This window comes from Georgenia sp. Z1491 (assembly GCF_057652395.1).
On the sequence record NZ_CM172729.1, the window covers coordinates 2,791,414 to 2,810,256 of the forward strand.

Genomic DNA, 18,843 nt, shown 5'->3' on the forward strand with positions numbered 1-18,843 from the left:
ATCGGAGCCTACGCAGCGGTGGGACGGGTGGGCGAGCCGGAGTCCGGTGCTGAGCCGTAGTCCCCCGGCGAGCCGTGAGCCGCCGCGGGGTGCGGCCCGCCGACATGGTCGGTGGACCGCACCCCGCGGGTGGCTCGATCAGGCGCGGGGCTTCTCCCGCATCTCAAACGTCTCGATCACGTCGCCCTCCGCGATGTCGCGGTAGCCGAGGTTGATACCGCACTCGAAGCCCTCGCGGACCTCGGTGACGTCGTCCTTCTCCCGGCGCAGCGAGTCGATCTTGAGGTCGCCCGCCACCACGACCCCGTCGCGGACGAGCCGCGCGGAGGCGTTGCGCCGGATGAGTCCCGACCGGACGATCGAACCGGCGATGTTGCCGAACTTCGACGAGCGGAAGACCTGGCGGATCTCGGCGGTACCGAGCTCCACCTCCTCGTACTCGGGCTTGAGCATGCCCTTGAGCGCGTTCTCCACGTCCTCGATCGCGTCGTAGATGACCGAGTAGAACTTCATCTCGACGCCCTCGCGGTCGGCCAGCTCCGTGACCCGCTCGGCGGGACGCACGTTGAAGCCGACGATGACCGCGTTGTCGACGGTCGCCAGGTTGACGTCGTTCTGCGTGATCGCACCGACGCCGCGGTGGATGATGCGCAGCGCGACCTCGTCTCCGACGTCGATCTTGAGCAGCGAGTCCTCCAGCGCCTCGACGGCACCGGACACGTCGCCCTTGAGGATGAGGTTGAGGTGGTCGACCTTCCCCTCCTCGAGCGCCTTGGTGAAGTCCTCCAGCGAGACGCGCTTGCGGCGCTTCGCCAGTGTCGCGGCACGCTCGGCGGCCTCCCGCTTGTCGGCGATCTGCCGGGCGGTGCGGTCGTCGGGCGCGACGAGGAACGTGTCGCCGGCGCGCGGCACGGAGGCCAGGCCGAGGACCTGGACCGGACGCGAGGGCCCCGCCTCCTTGATGTTCTCGCCGTGCTCGTCCTGCATCGCCCGGACGCGGCCGTGGGCCGTGCCCGCGACGATCGAGTCGCCGACCTTCAGCGTGCCCGACTGGACCAGCACGGTCGCGACCGAGCCGCGCCCCTTGTCGAGGTTGGCCTCGATGGCCACACCGCGCGCGTCCTTGTCCGGGTTCGCCGTGAGCTCGAGCGCGGCGTCCGCGGTGAGCAGGACCGCCTCGAGAAGCTCGTCGATGCCGGTGCGGTTCTTCGCCGAGACGTCGACGAACATGGTCTCGCCGCCGTACTCCTCGGCCACCAGGTTGTACTCGGTGAGCTGCTGGCGGATCTTGTCGGGGTTCGCGCCGTCGACGTCGACCTTGTTGACCGCGACGACGATCGGGACGTTCGCCGCCTGGGCGTGGTTGAGCGCCTCGATCGTCTGCGGCATGACGCCGTCGTCCGCGGCCACCACGAGGATCGCGATGTCCGTGACCTCGGCACCACGGGCACGCATGGCCGTGAAGGCCTCGTGACCGGGGGTGTCGATGAACGTCAGCGCGCGGTCCACACCCTCGTGCGGCACCGACACCTGGTAGGCGCCGATGTGCTGGGTGATACCACCGTGCTCCCCGGCGACGACGTCCGTCGACCGGATCGCGTCCAGCGTCTTGGTCTTTCCGTGGTCGACGTGGCCCATGACGGTGACGACCGGCGGACGGGGCGCGAGCTCCTCCTCGGTCTCCGCCTCGAGCTCGGCATCGAGGTCGATGTCGAACTGCTCGAGCAGCTCGCGGTCCTCCTCCTCGGGGGACACGATCTCGATGACGTACCCGAGCTCGTCGCCCAGGACCTTGAACGTGTCCTCGTCGAGCGACTGCGTCGCCGTGGCCATCTCGCCCAGGTGGAACAGGACGGTGACGAGCGAGGCGGGGTTGACGTCGATGCGGTCGGCGAAGTCCGACAGCGAGGCACCGGCCCGGATACGGATGACGGTGGTGCCGTCACCGCGCGGGACCTGGACGCCACCCGGCGAGGGCGCACTCTGCTGCTCGAACTCCTGACGCTTCGCGCGCTTCGACTTCCGTCCGCGCACGGGACGGCCGCCGGAGCGACCGAACGCACCCTGCGTCGCACCGCGACCGCCACGGCCGCGGAACGCACCGCCGCCGGGACCACCGCCACCCGGGCCGCCGCCCGGACGACCACCGCCGCCGGGACGACCGCGACCACCGGGGCGCTGGTTGGTGCCCGGCCGGCCCACGGCCGACTGCCCGGGCATCATGTTCGGGTTCGGGCGCGGACCGCCGCCGGGCCGCGGGCCGGGCGTCGCACCCGGGCGAGGACCGCCGGAGCCGCCCGGACGGGGCATGCCCTGCGACGACGCGAACGGGTTGTTGCCCGGACGCGGCGCACCGGGGCGCGGGCCGCCGGAGCCGGACGAGCCGCCGCGGGGCATGCCCTGCGACGACGCGAACGGGTTGTTACCCGGGCGCGGGCTCGCGTCCCGGCCGCCGGATCGGCCGGCGTCGCGGCCGCCCGGACGCGCGCCCTGACCGGGTCGAGCGCTCGCCGGCGTGGGCGCGGCGCTCCTCGGGGTCGGGGCAGCGCTCCTCGGGGTCGCCGGCGTGGGCGTGGCGGGGCCCGGGGTCGGCGCAGCGGTGGCCGGCGTCGCCTGGGCGGCCGCCGGGGCGTCGTCGGACCGGGCCGGGGCCTGGTCCGACGGTGCCGTCGCCGCCGGGGTCGGCGCCTCGGGTGTCGGCGCCTGGGCGGCTGCGGGTGCGGCCGGGGTCGCCTCGGCGGCGGGCTTCGCCTCCGCGGCGGGTGCCTCGGACGACGCCGGGGCTTCGGGCGTCGGCGTCGGTGTGGGGGACGCGCCGGGCTTGGGCCCGGGCGTGGGTGTGGTGCTGGGCGTCGAACCACCCGATCGTGCCGGCGCCTTGCCGCCGGCGGGCGCCTTGGCGGACGCCGGCTTCTTCTTCGGGGCCGGCGGGTTGGCGTCGAAGTGCTCCTTCAGACGCCTGATCACCGGGGCCTCCACCGTGGAGGAGGCGGACTTGACGAACTCTCCCTGCTCTCGCAGCGTCGCCATGACCGTCTTGCTGTCGACGCCGAGCTCCTTCGCGAGCTCGTGAACGCGGACCTTGGCCACATCTCTCCTGTCTCGGACCGTCCCAAGACAGGGCGGACCGTGGTTATTGCTGGCAGCTCATCGCTGGGTACTCATCGGGTGCCCATCGGCTTCCAACCCGCTTTCATCTCGATCTGACCTCGACGACGGTCTGTCGTCGATCGTCGCGGACGCGAACCAGTGCGTCACGCCGTCGGTGTCCACCGGCCCCGCAGCACGCAGGGCACGTCCGAACGCTCGACGCCGTACCGCCTGATCCAGGCAGGCGCGCTCCGGATGGAGCCACGCCCCCCTGCCGGGTGCGGACGCCGTCTCGTCCACCACAGCGCGTGCTGGTGGGACGAGCACGATCCGCACGAGGTGCGACCGGCCGGCGACGGCCCGGCAGCCGATGCAGGTACGCATCGGGCCGTTCGGCCTCGCCCCGTCGGGGGCTGAGGTGCCGACGCCGTCGACCATCGTACCCGTTCCGCCGCTGACCGCCGAGGGGATACCCGTGGCGCCCCTCACCCGGCCCGCTGGTCGCCGGGCGCATCCGGACCTGCCGGCTCGGCGGGCACCGGCGACGTCGGCGCGTCGGCCTGGGCGGGGTTCGTCCCGGCCGCGTCGGCCTGCGCGGGGTTCGTCGTCGGGTCGGGGTTCGTCGTCGTCGATGCGGACGGGGCGCTCGCGGAGGCGGCCGGGTCCGTCGCGCCCGGCTCGCCCTCGGACGTCGTCGGCTCGGCCGGCGCGGCGTCGGACCGGATGTCGATGCGCCAGCCGGTGAGCCGCGCCGCCAGGCGGGCGTTCTGCCCCTCCTTGCCGATGGCGAGCGAGAGCTGGTAGTCGGGCACGACGACGCGGGCCGCCCGGGCCTCCGCGTCGACCACGGTCACGCTGGAGACCTTGGCCGGGGACAGCGCGTACCCGACGAACGTGGCCGGGTCCTCGGAGTAGTCGACGATGTCGATCTTCTCGCCGTGGAGCTCGCTCATCACCGCACGCACCCGCGCCCCCATCGGGCCGATGCAGGCCCCCTTCGCGCCGAGTCCCGGCACGGTCGAGCGCACCGCGAGCTTCGTGCGGTGCCCGGCCTCGCGGGCGATCGCCTCGATGACGACCGAGCCGTCCGCCACCTCGGGCACCTCGAGGGCGAAGAGCTGGCGCACGAGCTCGGGGTGCGTGCGCGAGAGCGTGATCTGCGGGCCGCGCGCGCCGCGCGAGACGTCGATGACGTAGGCGCGGAGCCGGTCGTTGTGCCGGTAGGACTCGGTGGGCACCTGCTCGTGCTGCGGGAGCTCGGCCTCGACCATGTCCGGCAGCTGCACGAGGACCTTCCGGGGGTCCCGACCCTGCTGGACGATGCCCGAGAGCAGGCCGCCCGCCTTGTCCCGGTAGGAGCCCATCACCTGGTCGTCCTCGGCGTCGCGCAGCCGCTGCACGATGACGGAGCGCGCGGTGGCCGTGGCGATCCGGCCGAAGCCCGACGGCGTGTCGTCGAACTCGCCGAGCACCGTGCCGTCCTCGTCGGTCTCCGTGGCCAGCACGGTCACGGTCCCCGAGCGCCGGTCGAGCTCGACCCTGGCCGGCGACACGGCCCCCGGCGTGCGCTCGTACGCACCGAGGAGGGCGTCCTCGATCGCCGAGACGAGGGTGTCGAGCGGGATGCCCCGGTCGGCCTCGACCATGCGCAGGGCCTGCATGTCGATGTCCATGTCTTCTCCTTGGTGGGCGTGGTCCGCGTCAGGGACGGGTGAGCTCGACCTCGACGCGGGCGCGCGTGACGTCGGCGATCGGGACCTCGCGGGACCCCTGGTCGTCGGTGAGCTGCAGCCGGTCGTCCTCGACACCGGCCAGCCGGCAGGTGCGCCGCCCGTCCGCGGTCGTCAGGTCCAGGAGTCGCCCGACGGCGCGGCGGAAGTGCCGCGGCTCCGTGAGCGGACGGTCCGTCCCGGGCGTGGAGACCTCGAGGGTGTAGGTGCCGTCGACGGCGTCGTGCTCGTCCAGTGCGGTGGAGACCGCGCGGGACACGTCGCCGATCTGGTCCGAGGTGACTCCCCCGGGTCCGTCCGGCAGGTCGACGGTCAGGCGGACGACCTTCCGGGTCCCGCTGCCGGCGACCTCGACGTCCTCCACGACGAGCCCGGCCTGCGTCACGGGATCGGTGACCGCCGCGCGGACCCGGTCGGACGGTGTGCTCGATGGGGTGGTCACGCGCGCTCCTCCTCGTCGGCCCGGTTGCCTCCCCGGGTCTTCCCGGTTGGCTCCCCGGGGCGATGACCGAGCCTACATCGCGGGCACGGTGGTCCGGGCAGCGGTCGCGCCCGGGACGCACCTGCCATCCGGCCGGCCGCCCACGCCACGCACCTGCCACGCACGCGCCGCGCCCCTGCCACGCGCCGGCCGGGCACCTGCCATGATCTGACGTGATGAGCCCCCCGACCGCCCGCGCCCGACGCTCCCGCCCCACGCGCCTCCTCGCCACGCTCGGGGTCGCGGTGCTCGCGCTGGCCGGCTGCGCCGTGCGGATCGACTCCGACGCCGACCCCCCGCCCGCCGCGACGGTGGCCCAGCAGTGGCGCCAGGACGCGGCGGTGGAGTCCGCCGGACTCGCGGACGCCGCCCGCACGCTCGCGGACGACCCGGCGACCGACCCGGCCGTCGCCGAGGCGGTCGAGGCCGTCGCGGAGGACCTCGACGCCCAGACCGAGGCGCTCGGTGGCGTGTGGGTCGCCTGGCCGGGCGGCGCGCCCGAGGGGCAGACCAACGCGCCGCTGCCGGACACGCCGGTGGTCACCGACGTCACCGAGCTGCGCGGCCTGCTGAGCGCGTCCGCCGACTCCACGGCCACGGTCCTGGCCGACGTCCCGGCCGCGGAGCGCGACCTCGCGGCCGTGCTCGCGAGCATCGCCGCCGGCCGGCTCCTCATGGCGCTCGAGCTCGAGCCGCACGCCGAGGGCGGCACGCCCGTCGAGGTGACGCCGATGACGCCCGAGGTGGTGGCCACCGTCGCGGACGGCCCGACCGTGCTCGTCCTCGACCAGGCCCGCTACCTCGAGGAGACCCTCGCGGCACGCGGCATGGCCGACTCCGCGGGCGAGCGGGCCGACCAGCTCCAGGTCCTCGTCGACACCGCGCTCGAGGCCGGCGCGCCGGACACCCGCGAGCCCGCCTACCCGTGGCCCGACGGCGACGCGGACGCCTTCCGCACCGTCAGCGAGCAGGACCTGCTCGACCAGTGGGTCTTCCTCGCCGGCACGGCCCCGGGCGAGCAGCGCGGGGCCCTCGTCGACGCCGCCGCCGACGCCGCGCTGCGCCTGCGGGCGGCCGGCGTCGACCCCGGCCCGCTGCCCGGCCTGCCGGGCTCGGCCGGCGCTGAGTCGGCGAGCGAGTCCGCCACGTCCTGATCGACGAATGACGGGACTCTTTCCGCACGAGTGAGGGGATTCTTCGTCGCGGCGTCGAGACGAAGAATCCCCTCACTCGTCACGAGTCGGTCGCGGGCCGCTCGTCGTGAGGTGTGAGGCTCAGGCCGGCACGACCCCCGCCGCCCGCAGCCGGGCGAGCAGCTCGTCGACCGCGGCGTCCGGTGCCAGCTCGACGCGCTCGTCGGTGGTCCGGTCCCGCACCTCGACCACCCCGTCGGCCAGACCCCGGCCGACCACGAGCGAGTACGGCACGCCGATGAGCTCGGCGTCGGCGAACTTCACGCCGGCCGAGACCTTGGGCCGGTCGTCGTAGAGCACCTCTGCGCCGGCCGCATCGAGCCGGACGGCGAGATCCGCGGCCATCTCGAAGATCTCCGCCCCCTTGCCCGTGGCGAGCACGTGCACGTGGAACGGCGCGACGTGGACCGGCCAGGCCAGGCCCTTCTCGTCGCTCGTCGACTCGGCGATCGCGGCCAGCGCGCGCGTGACGCCGATGCCGTAGCTGCCCATCGTCGGCGTCACGGCCTTGCCGTTCTGGTCGAGGACGGTGAGCCCGAGCGCGTCGGCGTACTTCCGGCCGAGCGCGAAGATGTGCCCCATCTCCATGCCGCGGGCCAGCTCGAGCGGACCGGAGCCGTCCGGTGCCGGGTCGCCGGCGCGCACCTCGGCGATCTCGACGGTGCCGTCGGAGACGAAGTCGCGGCCCGCGACGAGGCCGACGACGTGCCGCCCGTCGACGTCCGCGCCCGTCGCCCACACGCTGCCGTCGACGACGCGCGGGTCGAGCAGGTAGCGCACGGCCTTCTCGTCACCGCGGGCGTGCTCGGAGCGCGGGCCGATGTACCCGCGCACGAGCTCGGGGTGCGCCTCGAGGTCGGCCTCGGTCGCCGTCTCGACCTCGGCGGGCGCGAACGCCACCTCGGCCCGCGCCAGGTCCATGGCCCGGTCCCCGGGCAGTCCGACGACGACGATCTCCCGCTCCCCGTCCGGGTGCACGAGCGCGAGCACGAGATTCTTCAGGGTGTCCGACGCCGCCCAGCCGCGCCCCTCCGGGCGGGGCGCCTCGGCGTCGAGAGCCACGACGAGCGTCTCGATCGTGTCCGCGCCCGGGGTGTCGACCGTGACCGGCGCCGGCGGCTCCTCGACGTGCTGCGGCAGCTCGGGGACCGGCGTCGTCACGGCCTCGACGTTGGCCGCATAGCCGCCCGGCGAGCGGACGAACGTGTCCTCGCCGACCGGCGTCGGGTGGAGGAACTCCTCCGAGCGCGAGCCGCCCATGGCGCCCGCGTCCGCCGCGACCACGACGACGTCGAGGCCGAGCCGGGCGAAGATCCGCAGGTAGGCCGCGCGGTAGAGGTCGTAGCTGGCGACCTGCGCGTCGTCGTCGATGTCGAAGGAGTAGGCGTCCTTCATGACGAACTCGCGGCCGCGGACGATGCCGGCGCGCGGGCGGGCCTCGTCGCGGTACTTCGTCTGCACCTGGAACAGCTGCAGCGGCAGGTCCTTGTAGGAGCTCACGAGGTCCTTGACCAGGAGCGTGAACATCTCCTCGTGCGTGGGCGCGAGCAGGTAGTCGTTCTCCCGGCGGTCCTTGAGGCGGAAGAGGTTGTCCCCGTACTCGGCCCAGCGGCCGCTCGCCTCGTAGGGCTCCTTGGGCAGCAGCGCCGGGAAGTGCACCTCCTGGGCGCCGATCGCCAGCATCTCCTCGCGCACGACACGCTCGACCTTGGCCAGCACGCGCAGCCCGACCGGCAGCCACGTGTAGATGCCCGGGGCGGCGCGGCGGATGTAGCCGGCGCGGACGAGCAGCCGGTGGGACGCGATCTCGGCGTCGGCGGGGTCCTCGCGCAGCGTGCGCAGGAAGAGGGAGGACATCGTGGAGAGCATGGGGACAGGTTATGCGGTGCGGGTCGGGCACGATGTCCCCCATGCGCACAGCGATCACCGACCTCCTCGGCATCGAGCACCCGGTCGTCCAGGGCGGCATGCAGTGGGTCTCCGTCGCGGAGCTCACCGCCGCCGTCTCGAACGCCGGCGGGCTCGGTATCCTCGGGGCGCTGACCCAGCAGACGCCGGACGACCTGCGCGCCGAGATCGCCCGCACGCGCGAGCTCACCGACAAGCCGTTCGGCGTCAACCTCACGTTCCTGCCGGCGATGACTCCCCCGCCGTACGCCGAGTACGTGCGCGCCATCATCGAGTCGGGCGTGCGCATCGTCGAGACCGCGGGGGCCAACCCGGGCGAGGCGGCGGCCGCGCTGAAGGAGGCGGGCGTCACCCTCATCCACAAGTGCACCTCCGTGCGGCACGCCCGCTCGGCGCAGCGGTTCGGCGCCGACGTGATCACGATCGACGGCTTCGAGTGTGCCGGCCACCCGGGCGAGGACGACGTCGGCGGCCTCGTGCTCGTGCCCGCCGCCGTCGCCGCGCTCGACGTGCCCGTCATCGCGTGCGGCGGGATCGCCGACGGTCGCGGGCTCGCGGCGGCCCGCGCCCTCGGGGCGGCCGGCGTGTCGATGGGCACCCGCTTCGTCGCGACGGCGGAGTCGCGGGTGCACGCGCGCATCAAGCAGGCCATCGTCGACGGGACGGAGACCGGCACCCGCCTCGCCCTGCGCGAGCTGCGCAACACCACGCGGATCGCGGACAACTCCGTGGCCCGTGAGGCGGCCGAGGTGCTGGCCGGGGGCGGATCGTTCGACGACGTCGCCCACCTCGTGGCCGGCAGCCGGGGACGGGTCGTCCTCGACACCGGGGACACCGAGGCCGGCGTGTGGACCGTGGGGCAGTCGATGGGCCTCATCCACGACGTGCCGACGTGCGGCGACCTCGTGCCGCGGATCGTGGCCGAGGCGGAGCAGATCCTCCGCACGATCGCCGGCGGCTGAGGGCCGCGGAGCCCGGTTCCGAGGGAACGGGACCACGGCGCAGGTCCACGGGCGCGCGTCCACAGGCACGGGCACACGCGCGGGTGCGTGGGCGCGGCGCCACGGACGTCAGTCCCCGATCAGCACGAGCTGGTTGCCGTCGGGGTCGGAGAGGACGAGGATCCGCCTGCCCCCGCCCGGCGCGACGCCGTCGTGCGCGACCCCTGCCTGCCGGAGACGCGCTGCGGCGCCATCGAGGTCGGTCTCGCCGAGCACGCAGCCCGACCGGCCGGCCCTCGTGGGGTCGGCGAACACCTGCACGCCGTCCGCCTCCCCGACGCGCCACTCGACGAGCCCCGCCATCGGTCGCGTGTCGGGCCCGCGCTCGAACAGCGTCTCGTACCACCGCTCCGCACGGTCGAGATCGGTCACGGTCATCGTGGCGTGGACGCTGTCGAACATCTCCCACTCCTTACCGATCGTGGAAAGCAAGCGGTACGAGCGTGGCATGACCGATTGCTGCACGCAATCGGTCACTCGGGGCGGGCACTCCCGTCGGCCCACCCCAGAGCTCTCCCGACCGCCCGGCCACCGGGTCGTTCCTCGGTGAGAGCACGCACCTGATCGTGCGCGCGCTCGGCGACCTCGCTGCGCGGCAGGAGCTCGGCCAGCGCGTCGATCCGTTGCACCGCGACCGGCCCGATCGTGCGCGTGATCCGCTCCCGCAACCTCCGGTACCGCCCGACGTCGCGACCAGCCGGCGGGGGCGCGCTCGGGTGGACGTCCGCCGCCGCCAGCACGAGCTCGGCGTCCTCGGGGTGCTCCGTGAGCACCAGCAGCTCGGCGACGACCCGCAGGCACGTCCACAGGTACGGCCAGCAGGTCCCTCGGCGCAACGGGTCCAGCAGGTCGAGGGCGAGCCGCGCCGCCGACTCACCGGTGCCGTCGGTGCTCGTGCCGGACGGGTTCGACCGACGCACGAGGGCGGACAGCAGGGCGATGCGCGCCACCGTGCTCACATGGTCGGCCTGCGACTCGTCCGCACGGGCCACGGCCTCGCGCAGGACGTCGGGCGCCGCATGCGGCCTGGTCAGCAGGAGCACCTCTCCGGCGCCGTAGAGGGCGAAGGCGTGGTGCGCCCGGGCGCCGCTGCGCTCACCGGCCGCACGCGCCGCCGACGCGTGACGTTCCGCGCCGGGACGGTCGTCGAGGGTGACGGCGATCAGTGCGAGCGAGGTGTGCGCGTCGGCGAGATAGGCGTCCGGCAGGCCGTCGACGTCGAGCATCTGCTCGAACCTCTCGCGCGCGCGGTGCCGTCGACCGCTGTAGAGCGCGGCGAGCGCGAGGCACAGGAGGGCGAGGTACCGGTCCTCACGGGTGCCGGCGACCCGTAGCGCGCGTCCACCGAGCTCCTCCGCCGCGACGGTGTCGCCCCGCTCGACGGCGGCGAAGGCCACGGCGCCGAGCAGCAACGACGACTGTGCCGGCGGTGGCCCCGGGGCCGGGGCCGGGTCCGGGGCCGGACGGCTGTCGGTCGTGGGGGCGTCGGTCGTGGGGGCGTCGGTCGTGGAGGTGTCGGTGTCGGTCAGCCGCTCGGCGAGCGCCTGGAGCTCGCGCCCCGGGAACCAGTGGGAGCACAGGCCGAGCGAGCCGACGATCCGTGCGGCGACGTCGGGACGTCGGTTCCCGAGCGACCAGCGAAGGGCGTCGGTGAGGTCGACACGGAGCTCTCCGAGACGCGCGTATGCCTCGGCGCACCGTGGGCCGACCGAGCGCCTGGCACACGTCTCGGCGCTCGAGGCGGCCCACTCGGCATGGGCGCGGGCGGCGTCGTCCCGCTGCGCGACCGCTGCGCGCGACAGCACCGCGGCACGGACGACCTCCAGCAGCCGGTACCGGGTGGTCGCCCCGTGCACGGCGACGACGAGCGACGCCTCGACCAGGCGCGCGAGTCCCGCCACCGTGTCCTCGGTGCCGGCGGAGCCGTCACGGTCCGCACCGACGGCACCGAGGCTCTCGGCCGCCGCCAGGTCGAACTCGCGTGCGAAGACCGTGAGCCGAAGGAGGAGCCGGCGGTCCTCGGCCGGCACGAGGTCGAGCGAGCGTCCGACGACCTGGCGCAACGACGCGCTCACTCCGAGCTCCCCCGACACCGAGTCACCGGGTACCGACGGAGCCGACGCGTCGAGCGGCGACGCATCGAGCGCCGACCCGATCCGCGCCGACCCGATCCGCTCCAGCACGGTGGTCAGCCCGAGCGTCGCGACCTGGGGCGCCGCCATCTCGAGCGCCAGCGGCAGCCCGTCGAGCCGACGACAGAGCTCGGCCAACGGAGCCCGCTGCTCGGCCCCGGGCGCGAACCCGGGCCGCAACCGTCGTAGCCGGTCCAGGAGCAGCCGTTCGGCGGCGGTGGTCGGATCGGGCGGCAGGGACGCACCGTCGTCCGCGGGGCACGTCAGAGGGTCGAGCGGCAGTACGTACTCCTCGACCAGACCCAGCCGGCTCCTGCTCGTGACCACAAGGTGCACGTGCGGGCAGGACCGCAGGACGGCGGCCACCAGCTCCCGGATCTCGCCCAGCACGTGCTCGCAGCCGTCGAGCACGAGCACCACGGCGGAGCGGGCCAGGTGTTCCACGACGGCCACCAGGGGTGGTTCCGGTCCGGGCCCGAGTCCGAGCGTCGCGGTGAGACGGGCGACCACCCCGCCCCTCGGGACCTCCTCGATCCCGGCGACCACGCTCGGACCTCCCGTCCGGGCACGGATCGCCGCGAGCGCCTCGCCGATCAGGCGCGTCTTCCCCACCCCTCCGGGCCCGGTGACGGTCACCAGGCGGTGCGAGAGGACCATGTGCAGCAGGAGCGCGGACTCGTCCTCCCTGCCGATGAACGAGGGCTCCGGGGAACCGCGCCCGTCCGACCTCGACGACGGCGAGGGCGCCGGCGCGGAGGCGGGGACGGGCATGGGCACGGGGGCGGGCACAGGCGAGGGCGCCGGCGCGGGGGCGGAGACGGGCATGGGCGCGGGGGCCGACGCGGGCGCCGGGAGAGGCGCACCGGTGGGCACGCGGTGCCCGAGGATGCGCCGGTGGAGCTCCGCGAGTGCCGGCGACGGATCGAGCCCGAGATCCTCGCGGAGGATCTCCCGCAGCTCGGTGAACCGGTCGAGCGCCTCGCTCTGGCGCCCCGCCCGGTACAGCGCCGTCATGAGGCAGGCTCGCGCCTGCTCGCGCAGCGGGTGCTCCGCCACCAGCGGCTCGAGCACGGTGATCGCGTCCTCCACGTCTCCGAGCGCCAGCGCTGCCCGGGCGCGGTCCTCGCGTGCGGCCAGGCGCAGCTCGTCCAGCCGCGCGGCCTCGGCGCGCGCGAAGTCGCGGTCGGCGAACTCGACGTAGGCCGGCCCGCGCCACAGCCCGAGCGCCTCGTCGAGGATCGGCACGGCGAGCGCCGGTGCGCTGCTCTCCGCCCGCGCGCACATCGCGGTGAACCGGTCGGCGTCGAGGGCGTCGGGCCCGACGGCGAGCGCGTAGCCGGCCGGGCCACGCTCGACCGCCCGCTCCCCGAGCACGCCGCGCAGACGCGAGAGCACGGTGTGCAGGGCACCGTGCGAGCCGCCGGGCACCCGGTCGCCCCAGACCGCGGCAGCCACGGCGTCGGCGCTGACGGGGTGCGGCGCGTGCACGGCGAGCACTGCGAGCGCCGCCCGTCGTCGGGCCCCGGGCAGGTCGAGCACCTCCCCGGTGCGCCGGACCTCCAGCGCGCCCAGGACCCCGAGGTCGAGCGGCGTCGGTGCCACCGTCGGATTGTCCCGCCTGGCGGCGCGGCACCGCAACGACGCGGCGGTGACAGCGGGGCGACAGGGACGCGACAGGGGGTCGGCCCAGCATCGACCTACCCCGACAGGGGCACGATCACGAAGGAGTGAGCATGATGACTACAACACAGATCGAGCAGCAGGACGTGGGCGCCGTCGTCCAGCACGTGGCAGGTCTCGCGATCGGTGCCGCGACGTCGGCGATGATCGTCGTCGGCGACCGGTTGGGACTGTACGGCGCACTCGCCGGGGGCGGCGCCGTCACCCCGCAGCAGCTGGCCGACGCCACCGGCACGTCCGAGCGGTACGTGCGCGAGTGGTTGGCCCAGCAGGCCGCCGCCGGCCTCGTCGTCCACGACGCGACCGACGGCACGTTCACGCTGCCGCCCGCCTCGGCGGCGGTGCTCGCCGACGACGACTCGCCGGCGGCGATGACCGGCATGTGCGTGCAGACCGAAGGCCTGTTCCGGGACATCGACCTGCTCGTCGACGCCTTCCGCACCGGTGCGGGCATCGGATGGGGCGAGCACTCCGCGCCGACCTTTGAGGGGGCCGAACGCAGCTTCGGCGCCGCCTACCGGGCGGAGCTCCTCACGCGGTGGGTGCCGGCGCTCGACGGCGTCACCGAGGCCCTCGACGCAGGAGCGCGGGTGGCCGACGTCGGCACGGGACGCGGCGTGCCCGTCGTCCTGCTGGCGCAGGCGTTCCCCCGCTCCGAGTTCGTCGGGTACGACACCCACCCGGCCTCGATCGAGGTCGCGCGCCGGCGGGCCGAGGAGGCGGGGGTCGCCGACCGGGTGCGCTTCGAGGTGCACGACTGCCAGGGCTACCCGCAGGACGGCTACGACCTCGTCACCTTCTTCGACGCCTTCCACGACCTCGGGGACCCGGTCGGGGCGGCCGCGTACGCGAGGCACGCGCTCGTACCCGGTGGCTCGCTCGTGCTCATCGAACCCAGGGCCGCCGACGACCTGCCAACGAACCTTGCCGGGAACCCGGTCGCGGCGTTCGGCTACGCGGCGTCGACCTTCCTCTGCACACCGAGCTCGCTGAGCCAGCCGGTGGGTACGGCGCTCGGTGGTCAGGCCGGCTCGGCCAGGGTCCGCGGGGTGCTCGACGAGGCCGGATTCTCCGACGTCCGGCACGTGGCGGACTCGATGATCAACATGGTGATCCAGGCGCGGGCATGAGCAGTACGGGTGTGAGCGGTACGGGTGTCAGCGGTACGGGTGTGAGCGGTACGGGTGTGAGCGTCGCGAGTTCACGCACCGGCCACCCGAGCGTCGCCGGCCGTTGCCCCTCCCCTGGCACGGTGCACCGGTCGACCCCCTCTCGAACAGGACACCCATGCGCACGCGCCGCCTCCCCCGTACCGCCCTGGCCACCGGCCTGCTCGCCGTCCTCGCCCTCGGCCCGGCTCTCGCGGCCTCGGGCGCCGAGCCGACGCCGGACGCCGTCGAGAACGTGACGATGCTCGTGGGCGAGAACGAGACGCAGCGCAACTTCTCGTGGCACTCGCGCGGCCTCTCGCTCGCCCCCGAGTCGATCGTCATCGCGCCCACGTCCGACATGAACGGGAACGACTTCCCCGCGAGCGCACGCACGATCGAGCAGTCCGAGGGTGGCCTCGCGGTCAACAAGCCCGGCTACACCTACCACCACGCCACCGTCGACAACCTCGCCCCCTCGACCGGCTACACCTATCAGGTCGGCACCGAGGACGGCTGGTCCGAGATCTACACGTTCACCACCGGGCCCGCGTCCGGGGACGCCGTGGACCTCGTGTACGTCGCCGACCCCCAGATCGGTACCACCGACCTCGAGGCCGAGCGCCTGCAGTGGATCGACACCCTCGACCAGGCGTGGGCGACCTACCCGGGCGCCGAGCTCCTGGTCTCCGGCGGCGACCAGGTCGACCGCATCATCGCCGACGACGACGAGTACGACGCCTTCCACGAGCCCGTCCAGCTCACGCAGTACCCGCTGGCCACGACGCTGGGCAACCACGACGTGGCCCACTTCCTCACCTACGGCAACCACTTCAACCTGCCCCACGGCGGTGGACGAGGGGACTTCAACTACCACTACACGTACAACGGGACGCTGTTCATCCACCTCAACAGCAACAACCTCCTCCACGGGTCGCTCATCGACTACGCGCGGGCCGCGATCGAGCAGAACCCGTCGCAGTGGGTGGTCGTCACGTTCCACCACTCGATCTACTCCGTCGCCACGCACGCCACGGACATCGACGCCGAGGACCTCGGCATCATCGAGGGGCGCCGCACCGCGCTGTCCCGCGGGATGACCGAGCTCGGCGTCGACCTCGTGCTGTCCGGGCACGACCACTACTACACGCGCACCCCGCTGATGCACGCGGGCGTGGCGGTCGGCGGGCCGGACGCCGACCCCCAGGCCGGGCCCGACTTCCTCGCCCCCGGCGAGGGCGACGTCCTCTACATCACCGGTACGACGGCGTCGGGCTCGAAGTTCTACGGCCGCAACGACGAGCTGCCCGAGCCGGCCGAGTGGGGCGAGGTCGAGAACCAGGAGAACGTCGCCAACTACAGCCACCTCAGCATCGACGAGTGCTCGATCACGGTGACCACGCACCGCGCGGCGACCTCGACGAACGTGACGACGGGCGAGGCCTACGCGGACAACAGCGTGGTGGACGAGGTCGAGCTCAGCGGCGACGAGACCGCGCCGGCGATCAGCGCGCCCGCGCTGACGGTGACCGCGGGCGACCCGTGGGACGCGCTGACCGGCGTCCAGGTGACCGACAACTGCGACACGGACGCGATCGTGCCGGAGGTCGAAGGGGTCATCGACACGACCACGCCGGGCGACTACACCCTCACGTACACGGCGACCGACCGGTCCGGGAACAGCTCGAGCGTCGAGCGCACGGTGACGGTCGAGGCGGCCCCGGAGCCCGAGCCGACCGAGGAGCCGACGCCGGAGCCCACCGACGAGCCGACCGAGACGCCGACGTCCGGGCCCTCCGAGGAGCCGACCGAGACTCCCACCGCCGGGCCGTCCGAGAGTCCGACCGCCGCGCCGACCTCCGGCACCGGTGGCGGATCCGGCGACGCACCCGGTGGCGGAGCCGGGTACGGCGACGGATCCGGGTACGACGAGGATCGCCGGGGCTCGGCGGGTTCCCGCGGCGGAGCGGGCGGCCCTCGCGGCGGACTCGCCGACACTGGGGCGACGACGGGCGACCTCGTCGGCGTCGCGGCCGTCCTTCTGCTGGCCGGCGGCGCGCTCTACGGGATCCGTCGCCGGCTCGCCTGACGCGCAGGGCCGCGCTCACCGGGCGGGCAGAAGTCCGCTCACTCGCCGGCCTGGGCGGGCAGAGGTCCGCGCATCCGTCACAGGACGACCGTGGCGTAGGTGCCCTCCTGACGCATGCCGAGGCGCTGATAGGTGGCCAGCCCGGCCGCGTTGTAGTCGTTGACGTACAAGGAGACCGTCGGGGCGACGTCGGCGAGCACGTCCCGCACGACGGTCGCCATCCCGCGCACGCCGAGGCCCTGCCCGCGGCGGTCGGGCGCGACCCACACGCCCTGGATCTGGGCGACCCCCAGGGCGAGCGCCCCGACGTCGGCCTTGAACACGACGCGCTCGGCACCGGTCGCCGGGTCCGGCTCCGTCCGGATCCACGTGCGGCCCAGCGAGAGCAGGGAGCGCACGCGCCGCACGTAACCGTTGCCGTACCGGGTCGGGTCGTACCCGACCTCCTCGATGAACATCGCCACCGACGCCGGGGCGACGATCGACGCCTCGCCGACAGCGCCGCGGCGCACGAGCGGGTCCGGCTCGATCGCCGAGGGCGCGTCCAGCACCAGCAGCGGCTGGTTGGCCCGCACCTCGCGCGCCCGGCCCCAGCGCCGGCCGAGCGAGTCCCACATCGAGAGCACCTGCTCGGCGTCGCCGAGGACGGAGCTCGACGCGCGGCCGTGGTCGGCGATGGCGTCGGCGATGGCGGGCCGCTGCTCGGGGGTCGTCGCGACGGGCACGATGTTGGCGCCGACCCACGTCAGCGCGCGCAGCCTGCCGAGGCCGTTCGTACCGGGAGCGTCGGCTCCGGTGCCGTTCGCGCCGTTCGCGCCGTTCGCGCCGGGCGCGCGGGCTCCTGCACCGGCTCCTGCACCGGCGCCGGCGCCCTCGAGGTCCGGACGATCGATCCCCGGGACGTCGACGTCCCGCCCGCCGGGCGCGTCGATGCCGAGCATGCGGGAGCCGGGCGTCGTCGTGTCGAACCGTGAGCCGGCGATCTGGACGGCCGCGAGCGTGGAGGTCAGCGGGTGCTGCGCGCACAGCGCGAGGGCCTCGGCGGTGCGTTCGTGCCCGAGCACGGCCACCGGGGCGGCCACGTCACGTCGCGCGGACGCCCGGAACAGCCGCATGAGGGCTCAGTGGACGGTGACGGCCGGTGCCGCACCGGCCACGTCCTCGAGCCCCTGCTCGGACGCGATGCGGTTCGCCTCCGCGATGAGCGTCTCGACGATCTGCTCCTCGGGCACGGTCCGGATGACCTCGCCCTTGACGAAGATCTGCCCCTTGCCGTTGCCGGAGGCGACCCCGAGGTCGGCCTCGCGGGCCTCGCCCGGACCGTTGACGACGCACCCCATGACGGCCACCCGCAGCGGCACGGTGAGGTCCTTCAGGCCCTCGGTGACCTCCTCGGCGAGCGTGTAGACGTCGACCTGCGCGCGCCCGCACGAGGGGCACGAGACGATCTCCAGCGTCCGCGGTCGCAGGTTGAGAGACTCCAGGATCTGGTTGCCGACCTTGATCTCCTCGACCGGCGGGGCGGACAGCGAGACCCGGATCGTGTCGCCGATGCCCTTCGACAGCAGGGAGCCGAACGCGACGGAGGACTTGATCGTGCCCTGGAACGCCGGGCCCGCCTCGGTCACGCCGAGGTGCAGCGGCCAGTCGCCCGCCTCGGCCAGCAGCTCGTACGCGCGCACCATGACGACCGGGTCGTTGTGCTTGACCGAGATCTTGAAGTCGTGGAAGTCGTGCTCCTCGAACAGCGACGCCTCCCAGACGGCCGACTCGACGAGGGCCTCCGGGGTCGCGGAGCCGTACTTCTTCAGCAGGCGCGGGTCCAGCGAGCCGGCGTTGACGCCGATCCGGATCGACGTGCCGTGGTCCTTCGCCGCCTGGGCGATCTCCTTGACCTGGTCGTCGAACTTGCGGATGTTGCCCGGGTTGACGCGCACGGCGCCGCAGCCGGCCTCGATCGCGGCGTAGACGTACTTCGGCTGGAAGTGGATGTCCGCGATGACGGGGATCGTCGACTTCGCGGCGATGACCTTCAGCGCCTCGGCGTCCTTGTCCGTGGGGCAGGCGACACGGACGATGTCGCAGCCGGTGGCCACGAGCTCCGCGATCTGCTGGAGGGTGGCGCCGATGTCGTGGGTCTTCGTCGTCGTCATGGACTGGACCGAGACCGGCGCGCCGTCGCCGACGGGGACGTCGCCCACCATGATGCGGCGGGTCTTGCGCCGCGGCGCCAGCACGGGCGGCGGCTGCTTGACGGTGGGGATGCCGAGATCGATGGGGACGCTCACGACCCCAGTATCGCACCGCGGTCCAGCCTCGGCCCAGGGGCGAGACCGGAGCCACGCGGGCGGGGCGACGCGCGCCACGTACACCGCGGCCCGGCCCTGCGGG

Annotated in this window: 13 protein-coding genes; 4 read left to right on the forward strand and 9 right to left on the reverse strand. The window is 74.0% G+C overall.

All coding sequences use genetic code 11. The annotated features are described in order from the left end of the window. Positions 1-138 precede the first annotated feature (138 nt). Genes infB through AC24HA_RS12885 form a run of 4 tightly spaced genes read right to left on the reverse strand, consistent with a single transcriptional unit; the run spans position 139 to position 5,262 of the window. Positions 139-3,090, reverse strand: a complete 2,952-nt coding sequence (gene infB, locus AC24HA_RS12870; protein WP_425708770.1) for a translation initiation factor IF-2 — start codon at positions 3,088-3,090, stop codon at positions 139-141. 57 nt (positions 3,091-3,147) lie between these two features. Then, positions 3,148-3,528: a YlxR family protein gene (locus AC24HA_RS12875; RefSeq protein ID WP_425708771.1), complete on the reverse strand. Its 381-nt coding sequence runs from the start codon at positions 3,526-3,528 to the stop codon at positions 3,148-3,150. A 47-nt stretch (positions 3,529-3,575) separates the two neighbouring features. Further along, positions 3,576-4,763 carry a transcription termination factor NusA gene (gene nusA, locus AC24HA_RS12880; protein WP_425708772.1) on the reverse strand — a complete coding sequence of 396 codons (1,188 nt, stop codon included), beginning with the start codon at positions 4,761-4,763 and terminating at the stop codon, positions 3,576-3,578. A 28-nt stretch (positions 4,764-4,791) separates the two neighbouring features. Then, positions 4,792-5,262 (reverse strand): ribosome maturation factor RimP, encoded by a 471-nt coding sequence (locus AC24HA_RS12885; RefSeq protein WP_425708773.1) that lies wholly within the window; start codon positions 5,260-5,262, stop codon positions 4,792-4,794. 215 nt (positions 5,263-5,477) lie between these two features. On the opposite strand from AC24HA_RS12885, the gene AC24HA_RS12890 reads away from it, so the two are divergent. Continuing rightward, positions 5,478-6,455: a hypothetical protein gene (locus AC24HA_RS12890; protein ID WP_425708774.1), complete on the forward strand. Its 978-nt coding sequence runs from the start codon at positions 5,478-5,480 to the stop codon at positions 6,453-6,455. 120 nt (positions 6,456-6,575) lie between these two features. Here AC24HA_RS12890 and AC24HA_RS12895 read toward each other — a convergent pair whose 3' ends face one another. Continuing rightward, on the reverse strand, positions 6,576-8,363 hold the full coding sequence (locus AC24HA_RS12895; protein ID WP_425708775.1) for a proline--tRNA ligase: 1,788 nt from the start codon (positions 8,361-8,363) through the stop codon (positions 6,576-6,578). Positions 8,364-8,404: 41 nt separating this feature from the next. Between AC24HA_RS12895 and AC24HA_RS12900 the strand changes: the two genes are divergently transcribed. Then, a complete protein-coding gene (locus AC24HA_RS12900; protein WP_425708776.1) occupies positions 8,405-9,364 on the forward strand; it encodes an NAD(P)H-dependent flavin oxidoreductase in 960 nt (319 codons plus the stop codon). Between the two features lie 108 nt (positions 9,365-9,472). On the opposite strand, the gene AC24HA_RS12905 is transcribed toward AC24HA_RS12900, so the two are convergent. Both AC24HA_RS12905 and AC24HA_RS12910 read right to left on the reverse strand, forming a co-directional pair. After that, positions 9,473-9,805 (reverse strand): VOC family protein, encoded by a 333-nt coding sequence (locus tag AC24HA_RS12905; protein ID WP_425708777.1) that lies wholly within the window; start codon positions 9,803-9,805, stop codon positions 9,473-9,475. A gap of 71 nt (positions 9,806-9,876) precedes the next feature. Further along, positions 9,877-13,137 carry an AfsR/SARP family transcriptional regulator gene (locus AC24HA_RS12910; RefSeq protein ID WP_425708778.1) on the reverse strand — a complete coding sequence of 1,087 codons (3,261 nt, stop codon included), beginning with the start codon at positions 13,135-13,137 and terminating at the stop codon, positions 9,877-9,879. A gap of 131 nt (positions 13,138-13,268) precedes the next feature. Here AC24HA_RS12910 and AC24HA_RS12915 point away from each other — a divergent pair, with 131 nt between their 5' ends. Then, a complete protein-coding gene (locus tag AC24HA_RS12915) occupies positions 13,269-14,345 on the forward strand; it encodes a class I SAM-dependent methyltransferase (RefSeq protein WP_425708779.1) in 1,077 nt (358 codons plus the stop codon). 157 nt (positions 14,346-14,502) lie between these two features. Then, positions 14,503-16,452, forward strand: a complete 1,950-nt coding sequence (locus AC24HA_RS12920; RefSeq protein WP_425708780.1) for a fibronectin type III domain-containing protein — start codon at positions 14,503-14,505, stop codon at positions 16,450-16,452. A 77-nt stretch (positions 16,453-16,529) separates the two neighbouring features. On the opposite strand, the gene AC24HA_RS12925 is transcribed toward AC24HA_RS12920, so the two are convergent. Further along, entirely contained in the window at positions 16,530-17,567 is a 1,038-nt protein-coding gene (locus AC24HA_RS12925) for a GNAT family N-acetyltransferase (RefSeq protein WP_425708781.1), read from the reverse strand. 6 nt (positions 17,568-17,573) lie between these two features. Further along, complete coding sequence (gene ispG, locus AC24HA_RS12930; protein WP_487563639.1) at positions 17,574-18,656, reverse strand: flavodoxin-dependent (E)-4-hydroxy-3-methylbut-2-enyl-diphosphate synthase; 1,083 nt, start codon at positions 18,654-18,656, stop codon at positions 17,574-17,576. Positions 18,657-18,843 lie beyond the last annotated feature (187 nt).